Consider the following 19552-nt stretch of genomic DNA (forward strand, 5'->3'; position numbering starts at 1 on the left):
CGCGGCGGGGCGGGCCGGCCGCGTTCGCGCCGGCCCGCGCGGCATCACCACGAATGCCCGATCCCGCCGTTGACCATCATGCGCGAACCGTTCACGGTGCCGACACCGAGCTTGATCACGGTGTTCTGCGTGATCCGCGCGCTGCCGCCAACCGCGATTGCCGTGTAACCACCGTAGTTGCCGAACCCGGCGCCGACCGAGACGACCTTGCCCGGATCGACCTGCGGCATCCCCGCGAGCGCGCCGGCGATCGCGATCCCCGAATATGCGTTGCGTGCGAGATCGTTCACGCCTTGCTGAATCGCGCCGACCCGCTGGTCGGTGTAGCGGTTCGCCGATTCGGTCGCCATCGTCAGCTGGTTCAGGTTGACCGCGTCGGTGCCCTGCGTGCCCGGTGCGACGTTGACGATCTGGCGCTGCTGTTCCGCGTTGCCGACCGAGACCACGTTCGAGCGGCCGCTGTCGTTCGAGTTCGCGCCGATCGCGACCGAGTTGGAGCCGGCCGCGACGGTCGGCGCATCGGTGCCCGAGCCGTTCATGTCGGCCGTGATGCCGGTGTTGCGCGAGGCCGACGTCGACAGGTTGTTGATTTGCGTGTTGATGTTCGTCACGCTGGTCGACAGCGACGACACGCGCTCGTTGGTCGTCGACAGGCCGGTGGACAGCGACGTGACGCTCGTCGACGTTGACGTGGACAGCGAGCCCAGCGCTTCGTTGGTCGACGACAGGCCGGTCGACAGCGAACCGATGCTGGTCGATGTCGACGTGGACAGCGATGCGAGATTGCTGTTCGTCGAGCTCAACCCGGTCGACAGCGATGCGACGTTGAGGTTGGTCGCATGCAGCTGGCTGCCGTTGATCGCATCGGTGCTGTCGGCACTGACGCGGCCTGCCGCGACGTTCTGGATCTGGCGTTCCTGGCCCGGTGAGCCGACGCTGAACACGCCGAACGGGTTCGCACCCGCATATCCGCCGAAATGCAGGCCGCCGATGGTCGACGACGACACGCCGACCGCGGCGCCGGTGGCCGAACGGTTGCCGATCGCCACCGAGTTGTCGAGGTTGGCGACCGCATTCGGGCCGATCGCGACGCTGTTCGCGCCGGTGGCCTGGCTGTCGGCCTCGGTCGAGTTCGCGTGGAAGTACTTCGCGCCCTTTGCGTTGAGGTTGTCGATCGCGTCGCCCACGTTGGCGTTGGTCGTCGTCGTGCCGTCGTTGTTGTACGTCACGTACGACGGCGCGGTGATCTTGCCGGTTGCCGGATCGTATGTGGCGCCGCCGCCGAGCGCATCGGCCGTGCTGTTGCCGAGATTCGTCGTGTTGACGGTGACGGAGCTGATGCTCGTCGACAGCGAGCCGAGGCCCGACGACGTCGACGTGGACAGCGACGTCATCGTGCTGTCGGTCGCGCTGAGGCCGGTCGACAGCGAATGGAAGCCCGTCGACGCGGATGTCGACAACGACGCGAGCGTGCTGTTCGTCGTGGAGAGGCCCGTCGACGTGGACGTCGACAGCGACGTGACCGTGTCGTTGGTCGTGCTCAGGCCGGTCGATAGCGACACGAATCCGGTCGACGTCGAGGTCGACAGTGAGACGAGATTGTCATTCGTTGTACTGATCGTGGTGGACAAGGAACCGGCGGTGGTCGATGTTGCGGTCGACAACGACGTCAGGTTCTTGCCGAGCGTGTCGATGCCGGTCGAGGCGGACGTGGACAGCGAAACCAGCGTGTGATTGGTCGTCGACAGACCGGTGGACGTTGCGGTCGACAGCGATGCAACGGTGTTGTCGGTCGTGCTCAGCCCGGTCGACAACGAGGCCATGTTGCTGTCGACGATGCGCAGGCTGTCGGCGGTCGAGGTCGACAGCGACGTGAGCGCGCCGTTCGTCGTGGAGAGGCCCGTCGACGTGGACGACGACAGCGACGCGATCGACGATTCGGTCGACGTCGACAGGCTCGTGAGGCCGGAGCCCACTGCAGTGAGTTCGACATTGGTCGCGTGCAGCTGCGAGCCGTTCACGGCGTCGGTGCTTTTCTCGGCCAGCCGGCCGGCGGCGACGTTGGTGACCGTGCGCTCGCGGCCCGCGGCGCCGACGCTGACGGTCGACGCGGGGGCGGTGCCGGCAAAGTCGTACGCGGTGCCGTTGATCGTCGCGCCGCTCGTGCCGACAGCCGCGCCCGTCACGGAACCGGAGCCCAGTGCGACTGCGCTCGCATCGGCTGCCGTTGCGCTGGCGCCGAGTGCAACCGCTCCGGCGCCCGACGCGACGGCACGCGGCCCGATCGCGCTTGCGGCCTGTGCGCTGGCGTTGGCCTGCGCACCGACCGACACGCTGGTGGCGGCCGAGCTCGTCGCGCGGTCGCCCAGCGCGACCGCGCTCGTCGCGGTGGCGGCTGCGGACGAGCCGGCGCCCAGCGCACCGCGACCGGTTGCTTCCGCGGCGCGGCCGAGTGCCGTGCCGGTCTGGCTCGACGATGCGTTCGCGCCGATCGCCGTGCTGTTTTCCGTGGCCGTGCTCTTGTAGCCGATCGCGGTGGCGCCCGTGTAGCCGCCCGTGCCGGCCGTCGCGCCCGCGCCGAGCGCGACCACGCCGTAGCCGCCGCCAGGCGTGAGCGCGCTGGCGTCATGGCCGATCGCGACGTTGCCGGCGCCGGTCGAGCCGCTGCTGCTCGCCGCGCCCATACCGATCGCGATATCGGCCACGCCGGCCGCCGATGCGTCGACGCCAGCCGCGAGTGCGTTCAGCCCGGTGGCGCCGTCGTTGTGGTAGTTCCCGCCCGGTTTGCCGCCGTCGTTGACGCTGTAGTAGCGGGTGGTCGCGGCATCGATCGCGGCCGACGTGGAGGTCGACAGCGAATTGAGGCCGGCTGTGACCGACGTCGACAGCGACGTCATCGTGGTGCCGGTCGTGCTCAGCCCGGTCGACAGCGACGCGAGGCCGTTCGATGCCGCTGTGTCGACGGCGGCCAACTGCCGGACGTTGACGGCATCGGTGTCCTGCGTGCCGCCGGCGACGCGGGTGATCTGGCGTTCCGCGCCGGCGCTCCCGACGGACACGACGCCGTTCGACGCGACGGCCGCATCGGAGAAGCGCTCCGTGCCCGACCCGGTGCGGTCGGCGAGGGAACCCTGGCCGAGCGCGACCGCGTTGGCGACGCTTGCGTTCGACTGGTAGCCGACGGCGACGCCGCTCGCGCCTGACGCGGTGGACTTGCCGCCCATCGCGAGCGAGCCTTCGCCGGTGGCATTGGCGTCGGCCGCGAAGGCCGCGGCATACGTGCCGCCCGTCGCCTTCGAACGCGCGCCGACCGCCGTCAGGAAGCTCGAGGTCGTCGCGCCGGCGCGGTTGCCGGTTTGCGTCGCGGTCGCTTCGTCGCCGATCGCGACGGACCAGTAGTCGGCGCAGGCCGCCCACGTGCCGGAGCACTGGTAGCCGGTGTTGCCGCCGACGGAAACGTAGGCGAGGCTGTCGAGGGGGATCAGGGCGGCGGCGACGGAGAGGGTGGCGGCCACGCGAGCGGACGCCGACACCTTGCTCGAGGTTTTCTTGCCGTTGGCCCGGGTGGTTTCGGAGGTGGCGACCCAGGCGCCCAGTGCGTCGTTCCAGATCGTACGGAAATTGCGGTTCATGGTCTGTCTCGGAAAAAAAGGACGCCGCACCGCGATACGATGACTTGAGGAATTAAGACAGCTGGATGGGCGTTCCCGGGTGAATTAAGAGATAACGAATGAGGCGAATCTTACAGATTGAAATATATTTGTAATGTAAAACAACGAAAAATGACCGCACTTTCTTTCATTGTTTGACATTATTTGTCGTACAAGTATCGAAGAGGAGTGGGTTTGGAGAGATGGGGTGCGATGAAAATAGAAAAAATGCGTGAAAAGTGCGACGAATTGAAGCGTGGGCCAACAGCAGCCGGAATCGTGCCGCGTCAATTTAGAGATATGGAATGAGCGCGCCCTGTAACTTTTCGAGATGTTGGGCGGTTGTCGGCGCCGAGTCGGCCGACGATCATGTGGGAAGCCGGAAACCGGGCCGCTCCCGCCCCGCCAACGCAGGCTCCACACGGAAGAACCGGACATGAAATTGCTGCTCGTCGGCGCGACCGGACTCGTCGGGCGTCACGTCCTCGAAGTCGCGCTCGCCGATGCGCGGGTCGATCAGGTGATCGTCCTCGCGCGCCGCCCGTTGTCGCCGCACCCGAAGATGCGCGCGCTCGAGGTCGATTTCGATCATCTGCCCGACGCGGCCGACTGGTGGCATGCCGATGCCGTGATCTGCGCGCTCGGCACCACGATGCGGGCCGCCGGCTCGAAGGCGGCATTCCGGCGCGTCGACCACGACTATCCGCTCGCGGTCGCGCGGCTCGCGCACCGCTACGGCACCCCGGCTTACGTCCTGAATTCCGCGCTCGGTGCGGATCCGGCATCGAGCATCTTCTACAACCGCGTGAAGGGCGAGGTCGAACAGGCGCTCGCCGGCGTCGGGTTCGCGTCGCTCACTTATGTGCGGCCCGGCCTGATCGGCGGCAGCCGCGACGAGTTCAGGCTCGGCGAGCGGCTGATGGTGTTCGCGTTGAACGTGGCCCGACCCGTGCTGCCGGCGAAGTGGCGCGTGAATCCCGCGCCGCGGATTGCCCGCGCGCTGCTCGACGCGGCGATCGACGCGCGGCCGGGCGTGCAGGTCATCGCGTCGGACCGGCTCGCCTGACGCGCAACGGGCGGCACACGTCGGTCACCGACCCGCGAAGCCGTCGAGCCTGTCGAACTGTTCGGCGAGCGCCGCCGTGAACGCGTCCAGCGCTTCGCTGCCGTCGCAGTTCCTCGGTGTCGCGAGCTGAAATTCGACCGTATGGCTCAGCTTGCTCGCGAGCAGCCGGCGCATCTTCCCTGCTGCGATCCACGGCGCCGCGACATGGTCGGGCAGGAAGCCGACATGCGCGCCGGACAGGATGAAGATCACGTCGGCGTCGACGTTTTCGGAGAACGCGGTCGGCTGCGCGTTGCGCAGCGCCGCACCCGACGTGTTCGTCTTGTAGAGCCGGGCGACGTTGCTCGTGCGCGCGATGTCGTTGGCCGACACGGTCTTTTTCGCAAACAGCGGGTGCCGGGCGCCGCAGTGCAGCGACTGGTGTTCGACGAACAGCGGCGCGTAGTGCAGGCCGGCCTGGTGGCCGGAAAAATAGCCGATCGCGAGTTGCAGTTCACTTTTCAGCAGCCGGCGCTCCAGTTCGTCGGGCGGCATCGCGATCATCTCGATCAGCACGTCCGGCGCCTGTTCGCGGAAGCGGCCGACGCCTGCCGCGATCGATTCGACGATGTCCGGTGCCAGTCGCTCCGACAACCCGATGCGCAGCTCGCCGAGCAACGTGCCCGACACGTGCTGCGTATCGCGCGTGAACACGTCCATCGCGTGCAGGAGCCGCCGCGTCGAGTGCAGCACGCGTTCGCCTTTCGGCGTCAGCCGGAAGCCGCTCTTGCCGCGATCGCACAGCCGGAACCCGAGACGCGTCTCGAGCTTGGCCATCTGCGTGCTGATCGTCGAAGGCGCCATCCCGAGCGTGCCCTGCGCGGCGCTGAAGCCGCCGCTTTCGACGATCGTCAGGAAGAGCCGCAGCAGTTGCACATCCATGTCTCTCAATCGGGTCAGCATGGCGATACATCGCGTTTCGTGAAGTCGGCTTATGTTAGTTCATATTTTTCGTCGGATGCGGCGACGGCAGAATCGGGCACGAGGTCGCCAGCCGCGCGGCCGTCCCCCTTCAGACAGGAATCCGACGATGAGCCAGAACGATTTCGCATTCACGCGCGACAGCCTCTACGGTACGCAGGCCGAACCAACCTTCGCGGGCGCGACGAGCTTCATGCGCCGGCGTTTCAGCCGCGATCTCGACGGCGTCGACCTCGCGATCACCGGCGTGCCGTTCGATTCCGCCGCCTCGCACCGGCCCGGAACGCGTTTCGGCCCGCGCGGGTTGCGGATCGCATCGACGGGCATCGCGTGGGAGCGCCCGTGGCCGTGGTCGTTCGATCCGTTCGACGTGCTGGCCGCGGTCGACTACGGCGATTGCGCGTTCGATCTCGGGCAGCCCGAATCGGTGCCGGGCGCGATCGAGCGGCATGCCGACGGGATCCTCGCGCGCGGCTGCGCGATGCTGACGCTCGGCGGCGATCACTTCATCACGTATCCGCTGCTGAAGGCGCACGCGAAGGTGCACGGGCCGCTGTCGCTCGTGCATTTCGATGCGCATACCGACACGTGGCCCGACCGCGACGTCAAGCGCATCGATCACGGGACGATGTTCTATCACGCGGCACGGGAAGGGTGGGTCGTGCCCGGACGGTCGGCCCAGATCGGCATCCGCACGACCAACGACGAGCCGATGGGCTTCGACATCCAGGATGCGCGCCATGTGCATGCGTCGTCGCCCGCCGCGATTGCCGCGCGCATTCGTGAACGGGTCGGCGACCATCCCGTGTACCTGACATTCGACATCGACTGCCTCGATCCGGCATTCGCGCCGGGCACGGGTACGCCGGTCTCGGGCGGGCTGTCGAGCCATCAGGCGTTCGAGATCCTGCGTCACCTGGAAGGCATCAACCTGGTCGGCATGGATGTGGTCGAAGTGTCGCCGCCGTATGATCATGCGGAAATCACGTCGCTGGCCGGCGCGACGATCGCGCTGGAGCTGATCTGCCTGTATGCATCCCGCCGGCGGCGCACCACGGAAGAATCGAACGATGACTGAACTCACATGGCGCAACGCCGTGCCCGACGATGCGGCCGCGTGCATCGAACTGCGCGGCAAGACGCGCGAGAACGCATTTACCGAGGCGCAGTTGCGCGGCCTCGGCATCACCGTCGAAAGCTGGGGCGACGGTATCCGCGACGGCCTGTTCTCGGGCCGGGTCTGCTGCTCGAACGGGCGCATGGTCGGCTACTGCTTCGGCGACACCGAATCGGGCGAGATCGTCGTGCTCGCGATCCTGCCCGAGTACGAGGGGGCGGGGATCGGCAAGCGGCTGCTGCGGCAGGTGATCGACGCGTTCGCCGCGAGCGGTGTCACGTCGCTGTTTCTCGGGTGCTCGACCGATCCCGCGTCGCGCTCGCACGGTTTCTACCGGCATCTGGGCTGGACGCCGACGGGCACGCTCGACGACGCGGGCGATGAAATCCTGACGCTGCGGATCGGACAGCACGCATGACGGCATGCGTCGGAGGCACCCGGAGCCTCGTCGATTCGTAAAACTGTTTCGTCATACAAATTGATGGCGCGACCGCGGCACCTGCGCTGACCTACGATGGAGACATTGCTTCCATCGTCCGCCGAGCCGTGTGCACCCACTACCGCGCCCCCGATGAAGACCCGGGCATCAGCGAACTGAAGATCGGAATCGGCGACCTGTTCCGCCGCGACCCCTGGGCGCCCGACGTGTATCCCGACTACGCGGCGCCGGTCGCGCACGCCGACGGCGACGGCCTCGAGGTGGTCGCGGCGGTGTTCGGCTTCTGGCCGAAATTCATGCAGCCCGAGCGGCTTGACGAGACCGGTCGCAAAAAGAAGAAACTCGATACGGTGAACGCGCGGGCGGAAACGGTCGGCTCGTCGCGGCTCTACGGCAACGCGTGGCGCAACGGCCAGCGCTGCCTGATTCCGGTGCGCTGGATCTTCGAGCCCTGTTACGAAACCGGTCGCAACGTGTGGCACCGGATCGGCGTCGACGGCTGGCAACCGTGCTGCGTCGCCGGCATCTTCCGGCGCTACGAAGGCGCAGACGGCCACGAACGCGTGGGCATGGCGATGCTCACGGTCAACGCCGACGCGCATCCGCTGTTCGCGCGGATGCATCGGCCCGGCGAGGAGAAGCGGGGCGTCGTGATCCTGCGCCGCGACGATTACGACGAGTGGCTGCACGTACGCGACATCGAAGCAGCCCGACGCATGCTTTGCCTGCTCCCCGCCGCCGACATGACGGCCGAGCCCGATCAGGCGCCACCCGCACGCACCTGAGCTTTCATTATTCCGACGTCCACCTGTCGACAAAACCGGTCGAAGATGTCCTGATTATTCGGACGATTTCGAAAATCCGCCGATACCGGGTAATCACCGATATCTCGCAAGTTGTATATACAAGATCATCCGCTGGCAATGTCGGCACACGTCGTGCCGCTTGCGCGCCAGTGCGCAAACCGTGCGTGCGTGGCGCATGCCGGCGATCCACGGCGCCCCGCACCCGCAGAGCCGAAAAGGGCGGCTCGCAGATTCCCATCTCGTTCAAATCATTTGTGATCCTGAGTATTTTGGAGATTTCCCCGTGTCAACGAATCCCAGTGGAAAAGCCGGCGGCCTGATCGAAGTCCGTTCGATCGACTTCATTCCCGACGCCGAGCGCCATGGCGGCTTGCTGAGCCAGTTCACCCTGTGGCTGTCGGCCAACATGCAGATCACGGCCATCGTCACGGGCGCGCTCGCCGTCGTGCTCGGCGGCGACGTGTTCTGGTCGCTGGTCGCGCTGTTGCTCGGCCAGTTCATCGGCGGCGCGGTGATGGCGCTGCATGGCGCGCAGGGGCCGCAGCTCGGGTTGCCGCAGATGATCTCGAGCCGTGTGCAGTTCGGCGTCTATGGCGCGATGATCCCGATCGTGCTCGTGTGCCTGATGTACATCGGCTTTTCCGCGAGCGGCTCGGTGCTGGCCGGGCAGGCCGTCGCGCAGTTGCTGAACATCGACGACGCGGCCGGCATCCTGCTGTTCGCGGCCGTGATCGTCGTGCTGACCGTGTTCGGCTATCGCGCGATCCATGCCGTCGGCCGGATCGCGAGCGTGGTCGGCATCGCCGCGTTCGTCTACATGTTCACGCAGCTGTTCGCGAACCACGACATCGGCGCGCTGCTCGCGAACAAGCATTTCTCGCTCGCGAGCTTCCTGCTGTCGATGTCGCTGTCCGCGTCGTGGCAGATCGCGTTCGGCCCGTACGTTGCCGACTATTCGCGCTACCTGCCGCGTTCGACCTCGTCGGTCGCGACGTTTCTCGCGGTCGGCCTGGGCTCGGTGATCGGCGCGCAGGCGGCGATGGTGTTCGGCGTATTCGCGGCCGCGCTGGCCGGCGGCCAGTTCGCGCACCATGAAGTGGCGTATATCGTCGGCCTCGGCTCGACGGGCGCCGTGGCCGCACTGCTGTACTTCAGCATCGCGTTCGGCAAGGTGACGGTGACGGCGCTCAACGCGTACGGCAGCTTCATGTCGATGGCGACGATCGTCAGCGGTTTTCGCGGCAAGGGCGCCGTGTCGTCGAAGAGCCGCCTCGTGTACATCTTCGGGATGATCTGCGTATCCACGCTCATCGCGCTCGCGGGCCGCCATTCGTTCCTGAAGGAATTCACCGCGTTCATCCTGTTCCTGCTCGCGTTCTTCACGCCGTGGAGCGCGATCAACCTGGTCGACTACTACTGCTTCACGCGCTCGCGCTACGACGTGCCGGCGCTGTCCGATCCGAACGGCCGCTACGGCCGCTGGAACGTGATGGCGATCACGATCTACGTGGTCGGCATCCTCGTGCAACTGCCGTTCATGTCGACGCACATCTACACGGGGCCGCTCGTCGACGCGCTCGGCGGCACCGACATCTCGTGGATCCTCGGCCTGATCGTGCCGGCCGTGCTGTATTACATCGGCGCACGTGCGTCGCGCCGCAGCATTCCCGAACGCCTGATCCTGCCGCTCGAACGCGGCGAAGTTCACCACTGACGACACGTCACGCGCATCGGGCCGGCCGACTGCCGGCCTGAATGCCGCACGAGCCGGGCGCTGCCTGCGCCGGGCTCTTCCCCACGTTTCCTTTTCCGCGATGCCGGTGCGGCGCGACTGCCGCGCGCGGTGTCGTTTCATTCTCAGGCCATTGAATAGTATGACTAAACAAATGACAGCCCGCGGCAGCGATTCGCGGGTGTGGATGGTGCGCGCCGGTCTTCGCATGACGGTGGCGGCGGCGTGTATTGCCGGATCGGGCACGGCGCTCGCGCAGGACGGCGTCACGCTGTACGGCGTGATCGACGAGTTCGCGCAATACGTGAATACGGGCAACGGCTATACGGCGGCGATCGGTTCGGGCGGCCAGTGGGGCAGCCGGTTCGGGCTGAAGGGCGGCGAGGATATCGGCGGCGGGCAGAAAATCGAGTTCGCGCTGGAAAACGGCTTCAACCCGAACGACGGCTCGCTGGCGAGTTCCGGCAGCCTGTTCAACCGGCAGGCGTGGGTCGGCATTGCAGGGCAGTGGGGCAAGGTGCGCGCGGGCCGCCAGAATTCGCCGCTGTTCAACGACCAGGGTGGACAGGATGCGTTCGGCGGAGTCACACAGGCGTCCGGCATGGACAACCTGACCGTATTCGCGTTCCGCACCAGCAATACGCTGTCGTACCAGAGCCCTGAAATCGCGGGCTTCCAGGGCGGGTTGTACTTCGGGTTCGGCGATGCAGGCGGCGTGCGCTCGGCAGGTTCCAGCCAGCAGTTCGACCTGACTTACGAACACGGGCCGTTCGGCGCGTTCGTCGCGGGCCAGTGGCTGAAGAACGCGACGGCGACCACCACCGATCGCACGATCATGGCCGGCGCGTCGTACGAGATCGGCAAGGCCACCGTGTACGGCGGCTTCTCCGCGGTGAAGTGGGCCGATCTCGGCATCGATTCGCGCGTGTACGGGCTGTCGGTCAAATACCAGTTCAATCCGGCGAACTACGTGGCGCTCGGCTACGCGTATCTGCATGACCAGTCGTCGCAGGGCAACAATGCGGACCAGCTCGGGCTGATGTACGAGTACGACCTGTCGAAGCGCACGAGCTTCTACGGCGCGCTGTCGTACCTGCGCAACCGCAACCAGGCCGGCTACACGCTTGCCGGTGCGGCGAACCCCGGCTTGCCGCTCGCGTATCCGGGCGCGAATGCGCGCGGCGTGCAGCTCGGCATCGTGCATCGCTTCTGACGTTGCCGACGCGCCGGGCCGTGTGCGCCCGGCGCTTTCCTCCGGCGCGCTCGCGCCGCTACTTCCCCAGCCGCTCCGCCAGCGAATGGCGCTGCATGCAGCGCTCCATCGCGTCGAGAAACGCGTGCTCGGCCGCGTTCATCTTGCGATCGCGGTGCCACAGCAGGAACACGTCGACATCGACGAGCCCGTCGTCGGGCGGCAGCCGCCACAGCCGCTGCTGGGCGATGTCGTCGCGCACGATGTGTTCCGGCAGGCAGCCGATCCCGTAACCCGCGAAGATCAGTCGCCGCACTTCCTCGAGGCTCGGCGACGAGGCGACGATGCGGCCCGTGAAGCCTTTCTGGTCGCGAAACACGGTGAGCGGCGACAGGCTGTCGCCGATCTGGTCGCTCGTGAACGACACGAAATTCTCGGCGAGCAGATCGTCCATGCGCAGTTGCGTCTGCCCGAACAGCCGGTGATGGCGGCCGCAGTAGATCGCGTAGCGCTGGCGCAGGAAGCAGCGCATCTCCAGCTTGTCGTGCGGCGTGCGGCACAGGCCGAGCCCGGCCGTGGCGGTCTTCTGCAGCAGTGAAGAAAGAATGTCCGACGAGCGCATCACCTCGATCTGCAGGTCGATGCGCGGATACGCGCGATGGAATTCCGCGAGGAATTCATCGTAGACGGGCGACTCGATGCGGCTCACCGTCAGCAGCCGGATCGAACCGGTCAGGTCGGCCGTGCTGTCGTCGATTTCGGTTTCGAGGCGCGAGATGCCGCCGTAGATGTCGCTCGCGATCCGGTACACGGCTTCGCCGGCAGGCGTCGGCGCGAAGTGCGTGCCGCGCCGCTCGATCAGCTTGCGCTCGAGCGTGTCCTCGAGCCGCCGCAATGCCTGGCTCACGGCCGGCTGCGTGACGTGCAGGCGTGCGGCCGCGCGGCTCACGCTGCGCTCCTGCACGATGACGAGGTAGGTGCGCAGCAGGTTCCAGTCGAGACGGTCGTTCAGGAATGGGGCGAGGTCGGGGCGCATCGGGTCTCCGGGCGAGGCGTCAAGGCGGACATTAGTTGAATTTATACGGCGAATAATAACTTGAAATTTGACTAATGATTTGCGGTCGCCGATAAAGGAGGGGTGCCGCAGCGTGCGGCGCAAGGCCGCGACAGACGGCCGTCACACGATATTGCGCGTCGCTCCGTAGCGGCGCGCGTCAGGAGCCCGCATGACCCAGTCCCTTCCTTCCGCCCGCCAGCCGGGACGCGCCGCGACGGCCGCGTTCATCGGCACGATGATCGAGTGGTACGACTTCTACATCTACGCGACCGCCGCCGCGCTCGTGTTCGGCGAACTCTATTTCCCGTCGCACGACCCGTTCGTCAGCACGATGGCGTCGTTCGCGACGTTCGCGGTCGGCTTCTTCGCGCGGCCGCTCGGCGGCGTGATCTTCGGGCACCTCGGCGATCGCATCGGCCGCAAGAAGGCGCTGATGACGACGCTGATGATGATGGGCGTGGCGACCGTCTGCGTCGGGCTGCTGCCCGATTATTCGAAGGTCGGCGTGCTCGCGCCGGTGCTGCTCGTTGCGCTGCGCGTGGTGCAGGGGATCGCGGTCGGTGGCGAATGGGGCGGCGCGGTGCTGATGGCGGGCGAGCATGCGCCGCAGGGGCGCCGCACGTTCTTCGCGTCGTTCGCGCAGCTCGGCAGCCCGGCCGGGCTGATCCTGTCGCTGATCGCGTTCCGCGCGGTCACGTCGATGGACAAGGCGGACTTCCTCGCGTGGGGCTGGCGCCTGCCGTTTCTCGCGAGTTCGGTGCTGCTCGTGGTCGGCATCCTGATCCGGCTCGGCGTGAACGAGTCGCCGGAATTCGCGCGCGTGAAGGAAGCCAACCGCACGGTGAAGCTGCCGGTTGCGGAAGTGTTCCGCTCCGCGTCGGGGCTCGTGCTGCTCTGCATCGGCGCGAACACGATCGGCATCGCGGGCGTCTATTTCACGAACACGTTCATGATCGCGTACACGACGCAGTACGTGGGCGTCTCGCGATCGCTGATCCTCGACAGCCTGTTCGCGGTCGCGATCATCCAGTTCTTCGCGCAGCCGGTCGCCGCGTGGATCGCCGAGCGCATCGGCGGCGCGCGCTTCCTGAAACTCGCGGCGCTGCTCGCGATGCTGTCGCCCTATCCGATGTTCATGCTCGTGCAGGGCGGCACGTCTGCGTCGCTGATTGCAGGCATCGCACTCGCGGTGGTCTGCATGGCCGGCTTCTATTCGGTGATCGCGGGTTTCGTGAGCGAGGTGTTTCCGGCGCACGTGCGCTATTCGGCGATCTCGCTGGCCTACCAGATCTGCGGCGCGATCGCGGGCGGGCTGACGCCGCTCGTCGGCACGTGGCTTGCGCATCGCTTCGCAGGCCAGTGGTGGCCGCTCGCGGTGTTCTACACGTGCCTGGCCGGCATCTCGCTGCTCTCCATCGTCGCGATCGACGCCCGCCGCGCGGCGCGGCCGGCCGCCGCCGAAGCGCTCGGCTCGCAGTGAACCTCAACCAAAGATTTCATCCGGAGTGCACATGAAAGACCTGCTGGAAATCGACGGCGCCCGTTTGTGGCAGAGCCTGGCGGACATGGCGCGGATCGGCGCGACGCCGCGCGGCGGCGTGCGGCGCCTTGCGCTCACCGACGACGATCGTCGCGGGCGCGACCTGTTCGCGCAGTGGTGTCGCGATGCGGGGATGACGGTGAGCGTCGACGCAGTCGGCAACCTGTTTGCGCGGCGCGACGGCGTCGATGCGCAGGCCGCGCCGGTGCTGATCGGCAGCCATCTCGACACGCAGCCCGAAGGCGGCCGGTTCGACGGCGTCTATGGCGTGCTCGCCGCGCTCGAACTCGTACGCACGCTGAACGACGCTGGCATCGCGACCGGCAAGCCGCTGGAAATCGTGTCGTGGACCAACGAGGAGGGTGCGCGCTTCGCACCGGCGATGCTCGGCTCGGCCGTGTTCACGGGTGCATTGCCGCTCGACGATGCGCTCGCGAAGCAGGACGCCGACGGGCTCACGCTCGGCGCGGCACTGGACGCATGCGGTTATCGCGGCACGCGTGCGACGGGCGGCGCGGTCGATGCGTACTTCGAGGCGCATATCGAACAGGGCCCCGTGCTGGAGGCGAACGGCACGACGATCGGCATCGTCACGGGCGGGCAGGCGATCCGCTGGCTCGACGTGACGGTGACGGGCGTGGCCGCGCATGCGGGCACGACGCCGATGCCGTATCGCAAGGACGCGTATTTCGCGAGCGCGCAGATGGCGCTCGAACTCGAACGGATCGTCGCCGGTCACGCGCCGCGCGGGCTCGCGACGATCGGGCAGGTCGGCATCCGCAACGCGTCGCGCAACACCATTGCCGGCGACGTGACGTTCACGGTCGATCTCCGTCATCACGACGATGCGCAAGTCGATGCGATGGAGCGCGAACTGCGCGATGCGTGCGCACGTGTCGCCGCCGCGCGCGGCGTGCAGGTCGCGATCGACACCTGCTGGCGCAGCCCGGCGACGCCGTTCGATCGCGACTGTGTCGAGCGGGTCGCGCAGGCGGCCGCCGCGTTCGGCTATACGAACGAGCGGATCGTCAGCGGCGCCGGGCACGACGCGATCCTGCTCGCGCGCCGCGTCCCGACCGCGATGGTGTTCATCCCGTGCGTCGACGGCCTGTCGCACAACGAAGCCGAGGATGCACTGCCCGCCGACGTGACGCGCGGCACGAACGTGCTGCTTCATGCGGTGCTCGCGCGCGCCGGCGTCGCGGCGAGCGTTGCCGTGGCGGCCACCACGCAGGTTGCGTGACACCGCGCACCGATAAATCGACAGATCGAACAACCGACGAGGGCAGACAATGAACACCTATTTCCATCCCGAGCAGTTGCTGCACCATCCGCACAGCTACCTGTCGCGCGGCCGGATGCGTGAGCCGCAGGAAGTGCCCGAGCGCGCGGCGCGGCTCGTCGCGGCCGTCCGGTCGCTCGACTTCGACGTGCGCGAGCCGGCCGACCGCGGCACCGCGCCGATCGCGGCCGTGCACGACATGAACTACCTGCGCTTTCTGGAAGAAGCGCACCGCGACTGGAAGCGGATGCCCGACGACTGGGGCGACGAAGTGATGTCGAACGTGTTCGTGCGAGACCCGAACCCGCTGCGCGGCGTGCTCGCGAAAGCCGCGCGCTACCTCGCCGACGGCAGTTGCCCGGTCGGTGCGAACACGTGGCGCGCCGCGTACTGGTCCGCGCAGAGTGCGCTGGCGGCTGCGGCCGACGTCAACGACGGCGCGCGCGACGCGTACGCGCTGTGCCGGCCGCCCGGCCATCACGCGCGCCGCGACGCGGCCGGCGGCTTCTGCTACCTGAACAATGCGGCGATCGCCGCGCAGTCGCTGCTCGGCCGCCATCGCCGGGTCGCGATCCTCGACACCGACATGCATCACGGGCAGGGCGTGCAGGAGATCTTCTACGGCCGCGACGACGTGCTGTACGCGTCGATCCACGGCGACCCGACCAACTTCTACCCGGTCGTCGCGGGCTACGAGGAAGAGACGGGCACGGGGGCTGGCGACGGTTTCAACCTCAACCTGCCGATGCCGCACGGCGCGCCGGAGTCGGCGTTCTTCGCGCGGCTCGACGATGCGCTGCGCGCGCTCGCGCGGTTCCAGCCCGATGCGCTCGTGCTCGCGCTCGGCTTCGATATCTACAAGGACGATCCGCAATCGCAGGTTGCCGTCACGACCGACGGTTTCGGGCGGCTCGGCGGCGCGATCGGCGCACTCGGGTTGCCGACGGTGATCGTGCAGGAAGGCGGTTATCACCTCGAAAGCCTCGAGGCCAACGCGCGCGCGTTTTTCGGCGGGTTCGCCGCCGCGCGCTGACCGGTGCGGCGGGGCTCGATCGTGTGCGTGCGGATTGAGGTTTTCCGCGCGCATGCGGATAATTCGCGCATCTGCATGGATGGATGAACGAAGGAGGGCCGCACGATGACAGCCGGCCAAATCGCACGCGGTGCGATCGCGATCGCGGTGCTGGGCGCAGGGTCGCTCGCGAGCGCGGCGGAGCCGTCGATTCCGCTGCGAGTCAGTCTCACCATTCCGGAAACCTGCACGATCGACGCCGGTGCGCCGCAGGCGGCTGCCGATGCCGGCATGCCGAGCGTCAGTTGCATGCACGGCACGCCGTTCGTGCTCAGCCACGCGACGCTGCCCGATGTGCGGTCGGCACCGCGCAGCGTCGGCACGGGCGCGCTGCCCGCATGGACCGTCACGTTCTGAACGGTCCGTCCGCTCATGGTCCTGAGCGCTAGAAACTGATCGTCGCGGTGATCGAGTCGCTGTAGTTGCCGGGCGCGGGTGTGGTCTGCGCCGGCACCGCGCCGTACACGGTCACGACCTGCGACGTGCCCGTGCCGACGCCCGTGACCGTCGCGCTGCCGCCCGTGCCGTCGCCCCACCCGATCGAGTGCGCGGCGTCCGTGTAAAGCCCGTAACCGATCGTTCCGCCCCCGCCGCCGCGCTGCATCTGGCGCGCCGTCACGTTGCCGCTGCTGCCGCTGCTCAGCGCGATTTTCCACGCGTCGCCGTTGGTGCACTGCGCGGTGATCGTACCCGTTGCCGCGAGCGTGCCCGACAGGATGCTCGCGGTGCCGAAGCTCACGTTGGTCGTGTTGATGTTGCAGTTGTTGGTGACGTCCGCCGTCGCGCCGAACGGGAAGGTGCCGCTCGACGTCGTCAGCGCCGCACAGGTCGGCGCGCCGAGCAGATAGAACCCCGTGTTGATCGACGTCGTGGTGCCGCCGAACTGTTGCGAGTAGGTCGTGGTGCTGTTGCCGGTCGTCGGCACGGTCGGCTGGTTCCCGGTGATCTGCCCGTACACGGTGACCGTCGTGGACGCGCTCGTGCCGAGCGCGGGTTTGACGAGCGTGACGGACGCCGGCGTCGTGCCGGAATACACCGAGCCCCATGCGACTGTATGTCCGCCATCGAGATAGAGGTCGTACTGCATCGAGTTGTTGCCGTTGACGAGGCTGCGCGGGCTCGTGCCGCCGAGGTTCAGGCACACGAGCACGTTCGGCACCAGCGAGACGGCCGACCACGTGCAGGTGATGCTGACGGTGCCGGTGGCGGTGACCGGCGCGTTGGCGATCGGGCTGACCAATCCGAAGCTGACCGTCGACGCCGTGGCCGTGCAGGACTCGGCCCGCGCTTGGTGCGGCAGGCCGCACCAAGCCGCGAACGCGATGACGAGCAGCAGCGCGAACCTCATGGCGCTGCCCGGCAGGTGAGGGGGCCGACGGTCGGCAGCGTGCCGTTGCCGGGCGCGGTGAAGGCGAATTCCGTGACGCAGCGCTGCGTGCCGTAGTCGATCACGAGGTGGTTGTCCTCCTTCAGTCCGTCGATGAACGTGAGCCCGTCATAGCCGACGATCGTGTCCGCACCGCTTTCGGCGTGATGCACGCGCGCGCCGGCCGGCAGCGGGCGGCCCTCGGCGTCGCGCAGGATCACCGACGCCGCGCGATAGCGCGACACGCCGAAATGCGCGACGATGCCCGATTGCGCCTGCGGCACGACCGTCATCGACGTGCGGGCGATCCGCGCATCGGCGGGCAGCTTCATCGAGTCGATCGCGATCTGGTTGTTCTGGTAAGCGTTCAGGTCGGGTACGAGCAGGTGCCCCGCGCGATCGGTCGTGCCGATCACGCGGTTCTCGTGCAGCACCGGAATGCCCGCGACGCCGTCGGTCGACACGAGCGCGAAGCCGTCGTCGATGCGGCGCGACACCTGCAGGCTGCTGTCCATGAATACGAGCGCGCCGTTCACGTCGAGCGACGCGCCGGTCTGGCGGTCGATCTGCTGCGCGGCCGCGATGACTTCGCCCGCATGACCGAGATACCGCAGTTGCGCCTGCCGATAGGGCACCGCGCCCGTGCCGCCCGTCTGCGCGCCCCAGCCCCAGCCGCCGCCGTAGTCCGGCGGGCGGCTCGCGTCGACGGTGTAGTTCGACTGGCCGCGCTGGCGGCCGACGGTCGTGTTGATCGACGTGTTGCGGCCGAGCCCGATGTTCAGCGACACGAACGCGCCGTTCGCGCCCTGCTGCGCGAAATCGCGGTACGCGCTCACGCTCAGCGACGCGAGATCGCCGAGGCTCAGCGTGTACGACACCGTGCCGATCCGCGTGCTCGGGCCTTGCGGCATCCGGAAGCCGATATAGCTGAGCGACAGTGTCTGGCGGTGCATGAACGGCAGCGCGAGCGTCGCCTGGTCGGTCGCCGCCGGTGCCGTCGCGCCGTCGCGCGATGCCAGGTCGCCGTAGCGGCCGAACGCGCGGATCGTCTGCGCGTTGATCGAGAAGCGCGGCTCGATCAGCTGGTAGCCCACGCTGACCTGCGTGCCCGGATAGCGGCCGGCGCTGCCCGCGACCGAGCCGCTCAAGACGCCCGCGTAGCCGAGCCGCAGCAGCGCGCCGACGCCGGCGTCGAGCACGCCGCCGGTCGCTTCTGCATGCCCCTCGACGGTCAGCACATCGGTGACGCCGCGCCGCATCGAGCCGCTGACGGCCGGCCGCGCGTCGTAGTCGAACGACTGCAGCCCGTAGTTGCGGCGCAGGAAGCCGGCTTCGAACGAATAGCTCGACAGCCCGGCGGACAGCATGCGCGTATCGACGTAGAGCGGCACGGAGGTCGCGACGGTGCGCCCGAGCGCGTCGCGCGTGATGACGGTCGCCTGGCCGGCGCCCGTGATGCCCGGCACGTCGTGGATGATGAACGGGCCGCTCGGCACGTTGCCGGTGTACTGGCGCACGTTGTTGATGTACAGGTCGACGGCCGAGGGCACGGCGGCGGAACCCGCGAGGGACGGAATCGGGAACGTCACGAGATCGGGCCGCAGCGCGAAGTTGCTGCGCCACTGGAAGCCGCCGACGCGCACCGAGCGCGTCCACGCGAGCGATCCCGAGATCGTGTCGCCGATCTGAATCGTGCTCGGCCGCGCCGGGTCCGAGCGGCTCCATGACGTATCGAAACGCGTGTAGCGCCGGTGGCCGTTGTAGAAGGTCGCGGCGCCCGTGGTGTCGAACACGCCGCCCGGATCGAAGTAGCGCACGTCGGTGTAGAGCGAGTACTGCCGGTCGCCGATCGTCTGCGCGTACGCCTCGTAGTTGATCGCGACGCCGCGCGACGCGCTGGCCGCCTGCGTGGGCGGCAACGCACGGCTGTCGACCGCGTACGGCCGGCGCAGCGTGTCGGGCATCTGCAGGTCGACGCTCTGGCGTGCCGCGTCGTAGCGGTAGCGCAGGCCGGGAATCGCGTCGAGGTCGACCGTCGCCGCGTCGGCGATGCCGAGCCGGTCGGTCGCGACGCCGATCGTCCGCAGGTCGGCGCCGCTCGCCGACAGGTGGCCGTCGCGTTCGCGGAAGTGCGCGAGCAGCGTCGTGTTTTCGCCGTTGACGCTGACTTCGAGGATTACGTCGTGGATGCCGTCGGTCATCACGAGTGCCGGGGGTTCGTCAGCTCGCACCGAGCCGAGCGCGAGCAGGCCGCCGGCCACGACGGCCGCGAG

Annotated in this window: 15 protein-coding genes; 10 read left to right on the forward strand and 5 right to left on the reverse strand. The window is 67.8% G+C overall.

From position 1 onward, the window contains the following. Positions 1–44 precede the first annotated feature (44 nt). Positions 45–3632, reverse strand: coding sequence for an ESPR-type extended signal peptide-containing protein (locus ACPTTF_RS06345; protein WP_423370601.1), 3588 nt, complete (start codon positions 3630–3632; stop codon positions 45–47). Positions 3633–4086: 454 nt separating this feature from the next. On the opposite strand from ACPTTF_RS06345, the gene ACPTTF_RS06350 reads away from it, so the two are divergent. After that, a complete protein-coding gene (locus ACPTTF_RS06350; RefSeq protein ID WP_423370602.1) occupies positions 4087–4716 on the forward strand; it encodes an NAD(P)H-binding protein in 630 nt (209 codons plus the stop codon). A gap of 24 nt (positions 4717–4740) precedes the next feature. On the opposite strand, the gene ACPTTF_RS06355 is transcribed toward ACPTTF_RS06350, so the two are convergent. After that, complete coding sequence (locus tag ACPTTF_RS06355; RefSeq protein ID WP_423370603.1) at positions 4741–5658, reverse strand: LysR family transcriptional regulator; 918 nt, start codon at positions 5656–5658, stop codon at positions 4741–4743. 127 nt (positions 5659–5785) lie between these two features. On the opposite strand from ACPTTF_RS06355, the gene speB reads away from it, so the two are divergent. The 5 genes from speB to ACPTTF_RS06380 all read left to right on the forward strand — a co-directional run bounded on the left by speB (position 5786) and on the right by ACPTTF_RS06380 (position 10983). Then, a complete protein-coding gene (speB, locus tag ACPTTF_RS06360; RefSeq protein ID WP_423370604.1) occupies positions 5786–6754 on the forward strand; it encodes an agmatinase in 969 nt (322 codons plus the stop codon). Further along, positions 6747–7211, forward strand: coding sequence for a GNAT family N-acetyltransferase (locus ACPTTF_RS06365; RefSeq protein ID WP_423370605.1), 465 nt, complete (start codon positions 6747–6749; stop codon positions 7209–7211). The genes speB and ACPTTF_RS06365 overlap by 8 nt, the downstream gene beginning before the upstream one ends. A 128-nt stretch (positions 7212–7339) precedes the next feature. Then, positions 7340–8017 carry an SOS response-associated peptidase family protein gene (locus ACPTTF_RS06370; RefSeq protein WP_423370606.1) on the forward strand — a complete coding sequence of 226 codons (678 nt, stop codon included), beginning with the start codon at positions 7340–7342 and terminating at the stop codon, positions 8015–8017. A gap of 304 nt (positions 8018–8321) precedes the next feature. Then, on the forward strand, positions 8322–9752 hold the full coding sequence (locus tag ACPTTF_RS06375) for a purine-cytosine permease family protein (RefSeq protein ID WP_423370607.1): 1431 nt from the start codon (positions 8322–8324) through the stop codon (positions 9750–9752). 160 nt (positions 9753–9912) lie between these two features. After that, positions 9913–10983 (forward strand): porin, encoded by a 1071-nt coding sequence (locus tag ACPTTF_RS06380; RefSeq protein ID WP_423370608.1) that lies wholly within the window; start codon positions 9913–9915, stop codon positions 10981–10983. 58 nt (positions 10984–11041) lie between these two features. Here the strand turns inward: ACPTTF_RS06380 and ACPTTF_RS06385 are convergent, their stop codons facing one another. Beyond that, on the reverse strand, positions 11042–11998 hold the full coding sequence (locus ACPTTF_RS06385; RefSeq protein WP_423370609.1) for a LysR family transcriptional regulator: 957 nt from the start codon (positions 11996–11998) through the stop codon (positions 11042–11044). A 190-nt stretch (positions 11999–12188) separates the two neighbouring features. Between ACPTTF_RS06385 and ACPTTF_RS06390 the strand changes: the two genes are divergently transcribed. From ACPTTF_RS06390 to ACPTTF_RS06405, 4 genes are all read left to right on the forward strand, one after another. Next, a complete protein-coding gene (locus ACPTTF_RS06390; protein WP_423370610.1) occupies positions 12189–13499 on the forward strand; it encodes an MFS transporter in 1311 nt (436 codons plus the stop codon). 31 nt (positions 13500–13530) lie between these two features. After that, positions 13531–14802, forward strand: a complete 1272-nt coding sequence (locus ACPTTF_RS06395; protein WP_423370611.1) for a Zn-dependent hydrolase — start codon at positions 13531–13533, stop codon at positions 14800–14802. A 49-nt stretch (positions 14803–14851) separates the two neighbouring features. After that, complete coding sequence (locus ACPTTF_RS06400) at positions 14852–15874, forward strand: histone deacetylase family protein (protein ID WP_423370612.1); 1023 nt, start codon at positions 14852–14854, stop codon at positions 15872–15874. Between the two features lie 105 nt (positions 15875–15979). Further along, positions 15980–16270: a hypothetical protein gene (locus ACPTTF_RS06405; protein WP_166957847.1), complete on the forward strand. Its 291-nt coding sequence runs from the start codon at positions 15980–15982 to the stop codon at positions 16268–16270. 28 nt (positions 16271–16298) lie between these two features. Here ACPTTF_RS06405 and ACPTTF_RS06410 read toward each other — a convergent pair whose 3' ends face one another. Together ACPTTF_RS06410 and ACPTTF_RS06415 are read right to left on the reverse strand one after the other, a co-directional pair. Beyond that, positions 16299–17261 carry a Csu type fimbrial protein gene (locus tag ACPTTF_RS06410; RefSeq protein WP_423370613.1) on the reverse strand — a complete coding sequence of 321 codons (963 nt, stop codon included), beginning with the start codon at positions 17259–17261 and terminating at the stop codon, positions 16299–16301. After that, positions 17258–19540, reverse strand: coding sequence for a fimbria/pilus outer membrane usher protein (locus tag ACPTTF_RS06415; RefSeq protein WP_423370614.1), 2283 nt, complete (start codon positions 19538–19540; stop codon positions 17258–17260). The genes ACPTTF_RS06410 and ACPTTF_RS06415 overlap by 4 nt, the downstream gene beginning before the upstream one ends. Positions 19541–19552 lie beyond the last annotated feature (12 nt).

It is taken from the genome of Burkholderia crassaminum, assembly GCF_964265005.1.
In the GTDB taxonomy this organism is placed as follows: domain Bacteria; phylum Pseudomonadota; class Gammaproteobacteria; order Burkholderiales; family Burkholderiaceae; genus Burkholderia.

Bases quoted from the DNA above. Each gene is read 5' to 3' on its own strand.
- ACPTTF_RS06380 (WP_423370608.1), top strand. From the start codon at position 9,913: ATGACTAAACAAATGACAGCCCGCGGCAGCGATTCGCGGGTGTGGATG.
- speB (WP_423370604.1), top strand. From the start codon at position 5,786: ATGAGCCAGAACGATTTCGCATTCACGCGCGACAGCCTCTACGGTACG.
- ACPTTF_RS06395 (WP_423370611.1), top strand. From the start codon at position 13,531: ATGAAAGACCTGCTGGAAATCGACGGCGCCCGTTTGTGGCAGAGCCTG.
- ACPTTF_RS06385 (WP_423370609.1), bottom strand. From the start codon at position 11,998: ATGCGCCCCGACCTCGCCCCATTCCTGAACGACCGTCTCGACTGGAAC.
- ACPTTF_RS06365 (WP_423370605.1), top strand. From the start codon at position 6,747: ATGACTGAACTCACATGGCGCAACGCCGTGCCCGACGATGCGGCCGCG.
- ACPTTF_RS06390 (WP_423370610.1), top strand. From the start codon at position 12,189: ATGACCCAGTCCCTTCCTTCCGCCCGCCAGCCGGGACGCGCCGCGACG.
- ACPTTF_RS06345 (WP_423370601.1), bottom strand. From the start codon at position 3,632: ATGAACCGCAATTTCCGTACGATCTGGAACGACGCACTGGGCGCCTGG.
- ACPTTF_RS06410 (WP_423370613.1), bottom strand. From the start codon at position 17,261: ATGAGGTTCGCGCTGCTGCTCGTCATCGCGTTCGCGGCTTGGTGCGGC.
- ACPTTF_RS06350 (WP_423370602.1), top strand. From the start codon at position 4,087: ATGAAATTGCTGCTCGTCGGCGCGACCGGACTCGTCGGGCGTCACGTC.
- ACPTTF_RS06400 (WP_423370612.1), top strand. From the start codon at position 14,852: ATGAACACCTATTTCCATCCCGAGCAGTTGCTGCACCATCCGCACAGC.
- ACPTTF_RS06405 (WP_166957847.1), top strand. From the start codon at position 15,980: ATGACAGCCGGCCAAATCGCACGCGGTGCGATCGCGATCGCGGTGCTG.
- ACPTTF_RS06355 (WP_423370603.1), bottom strand. From the start codon at position 5,658: ATGCTGACCCGATTGAGAGACATGGATGTGCAACTGCTGCGGCTCTTC.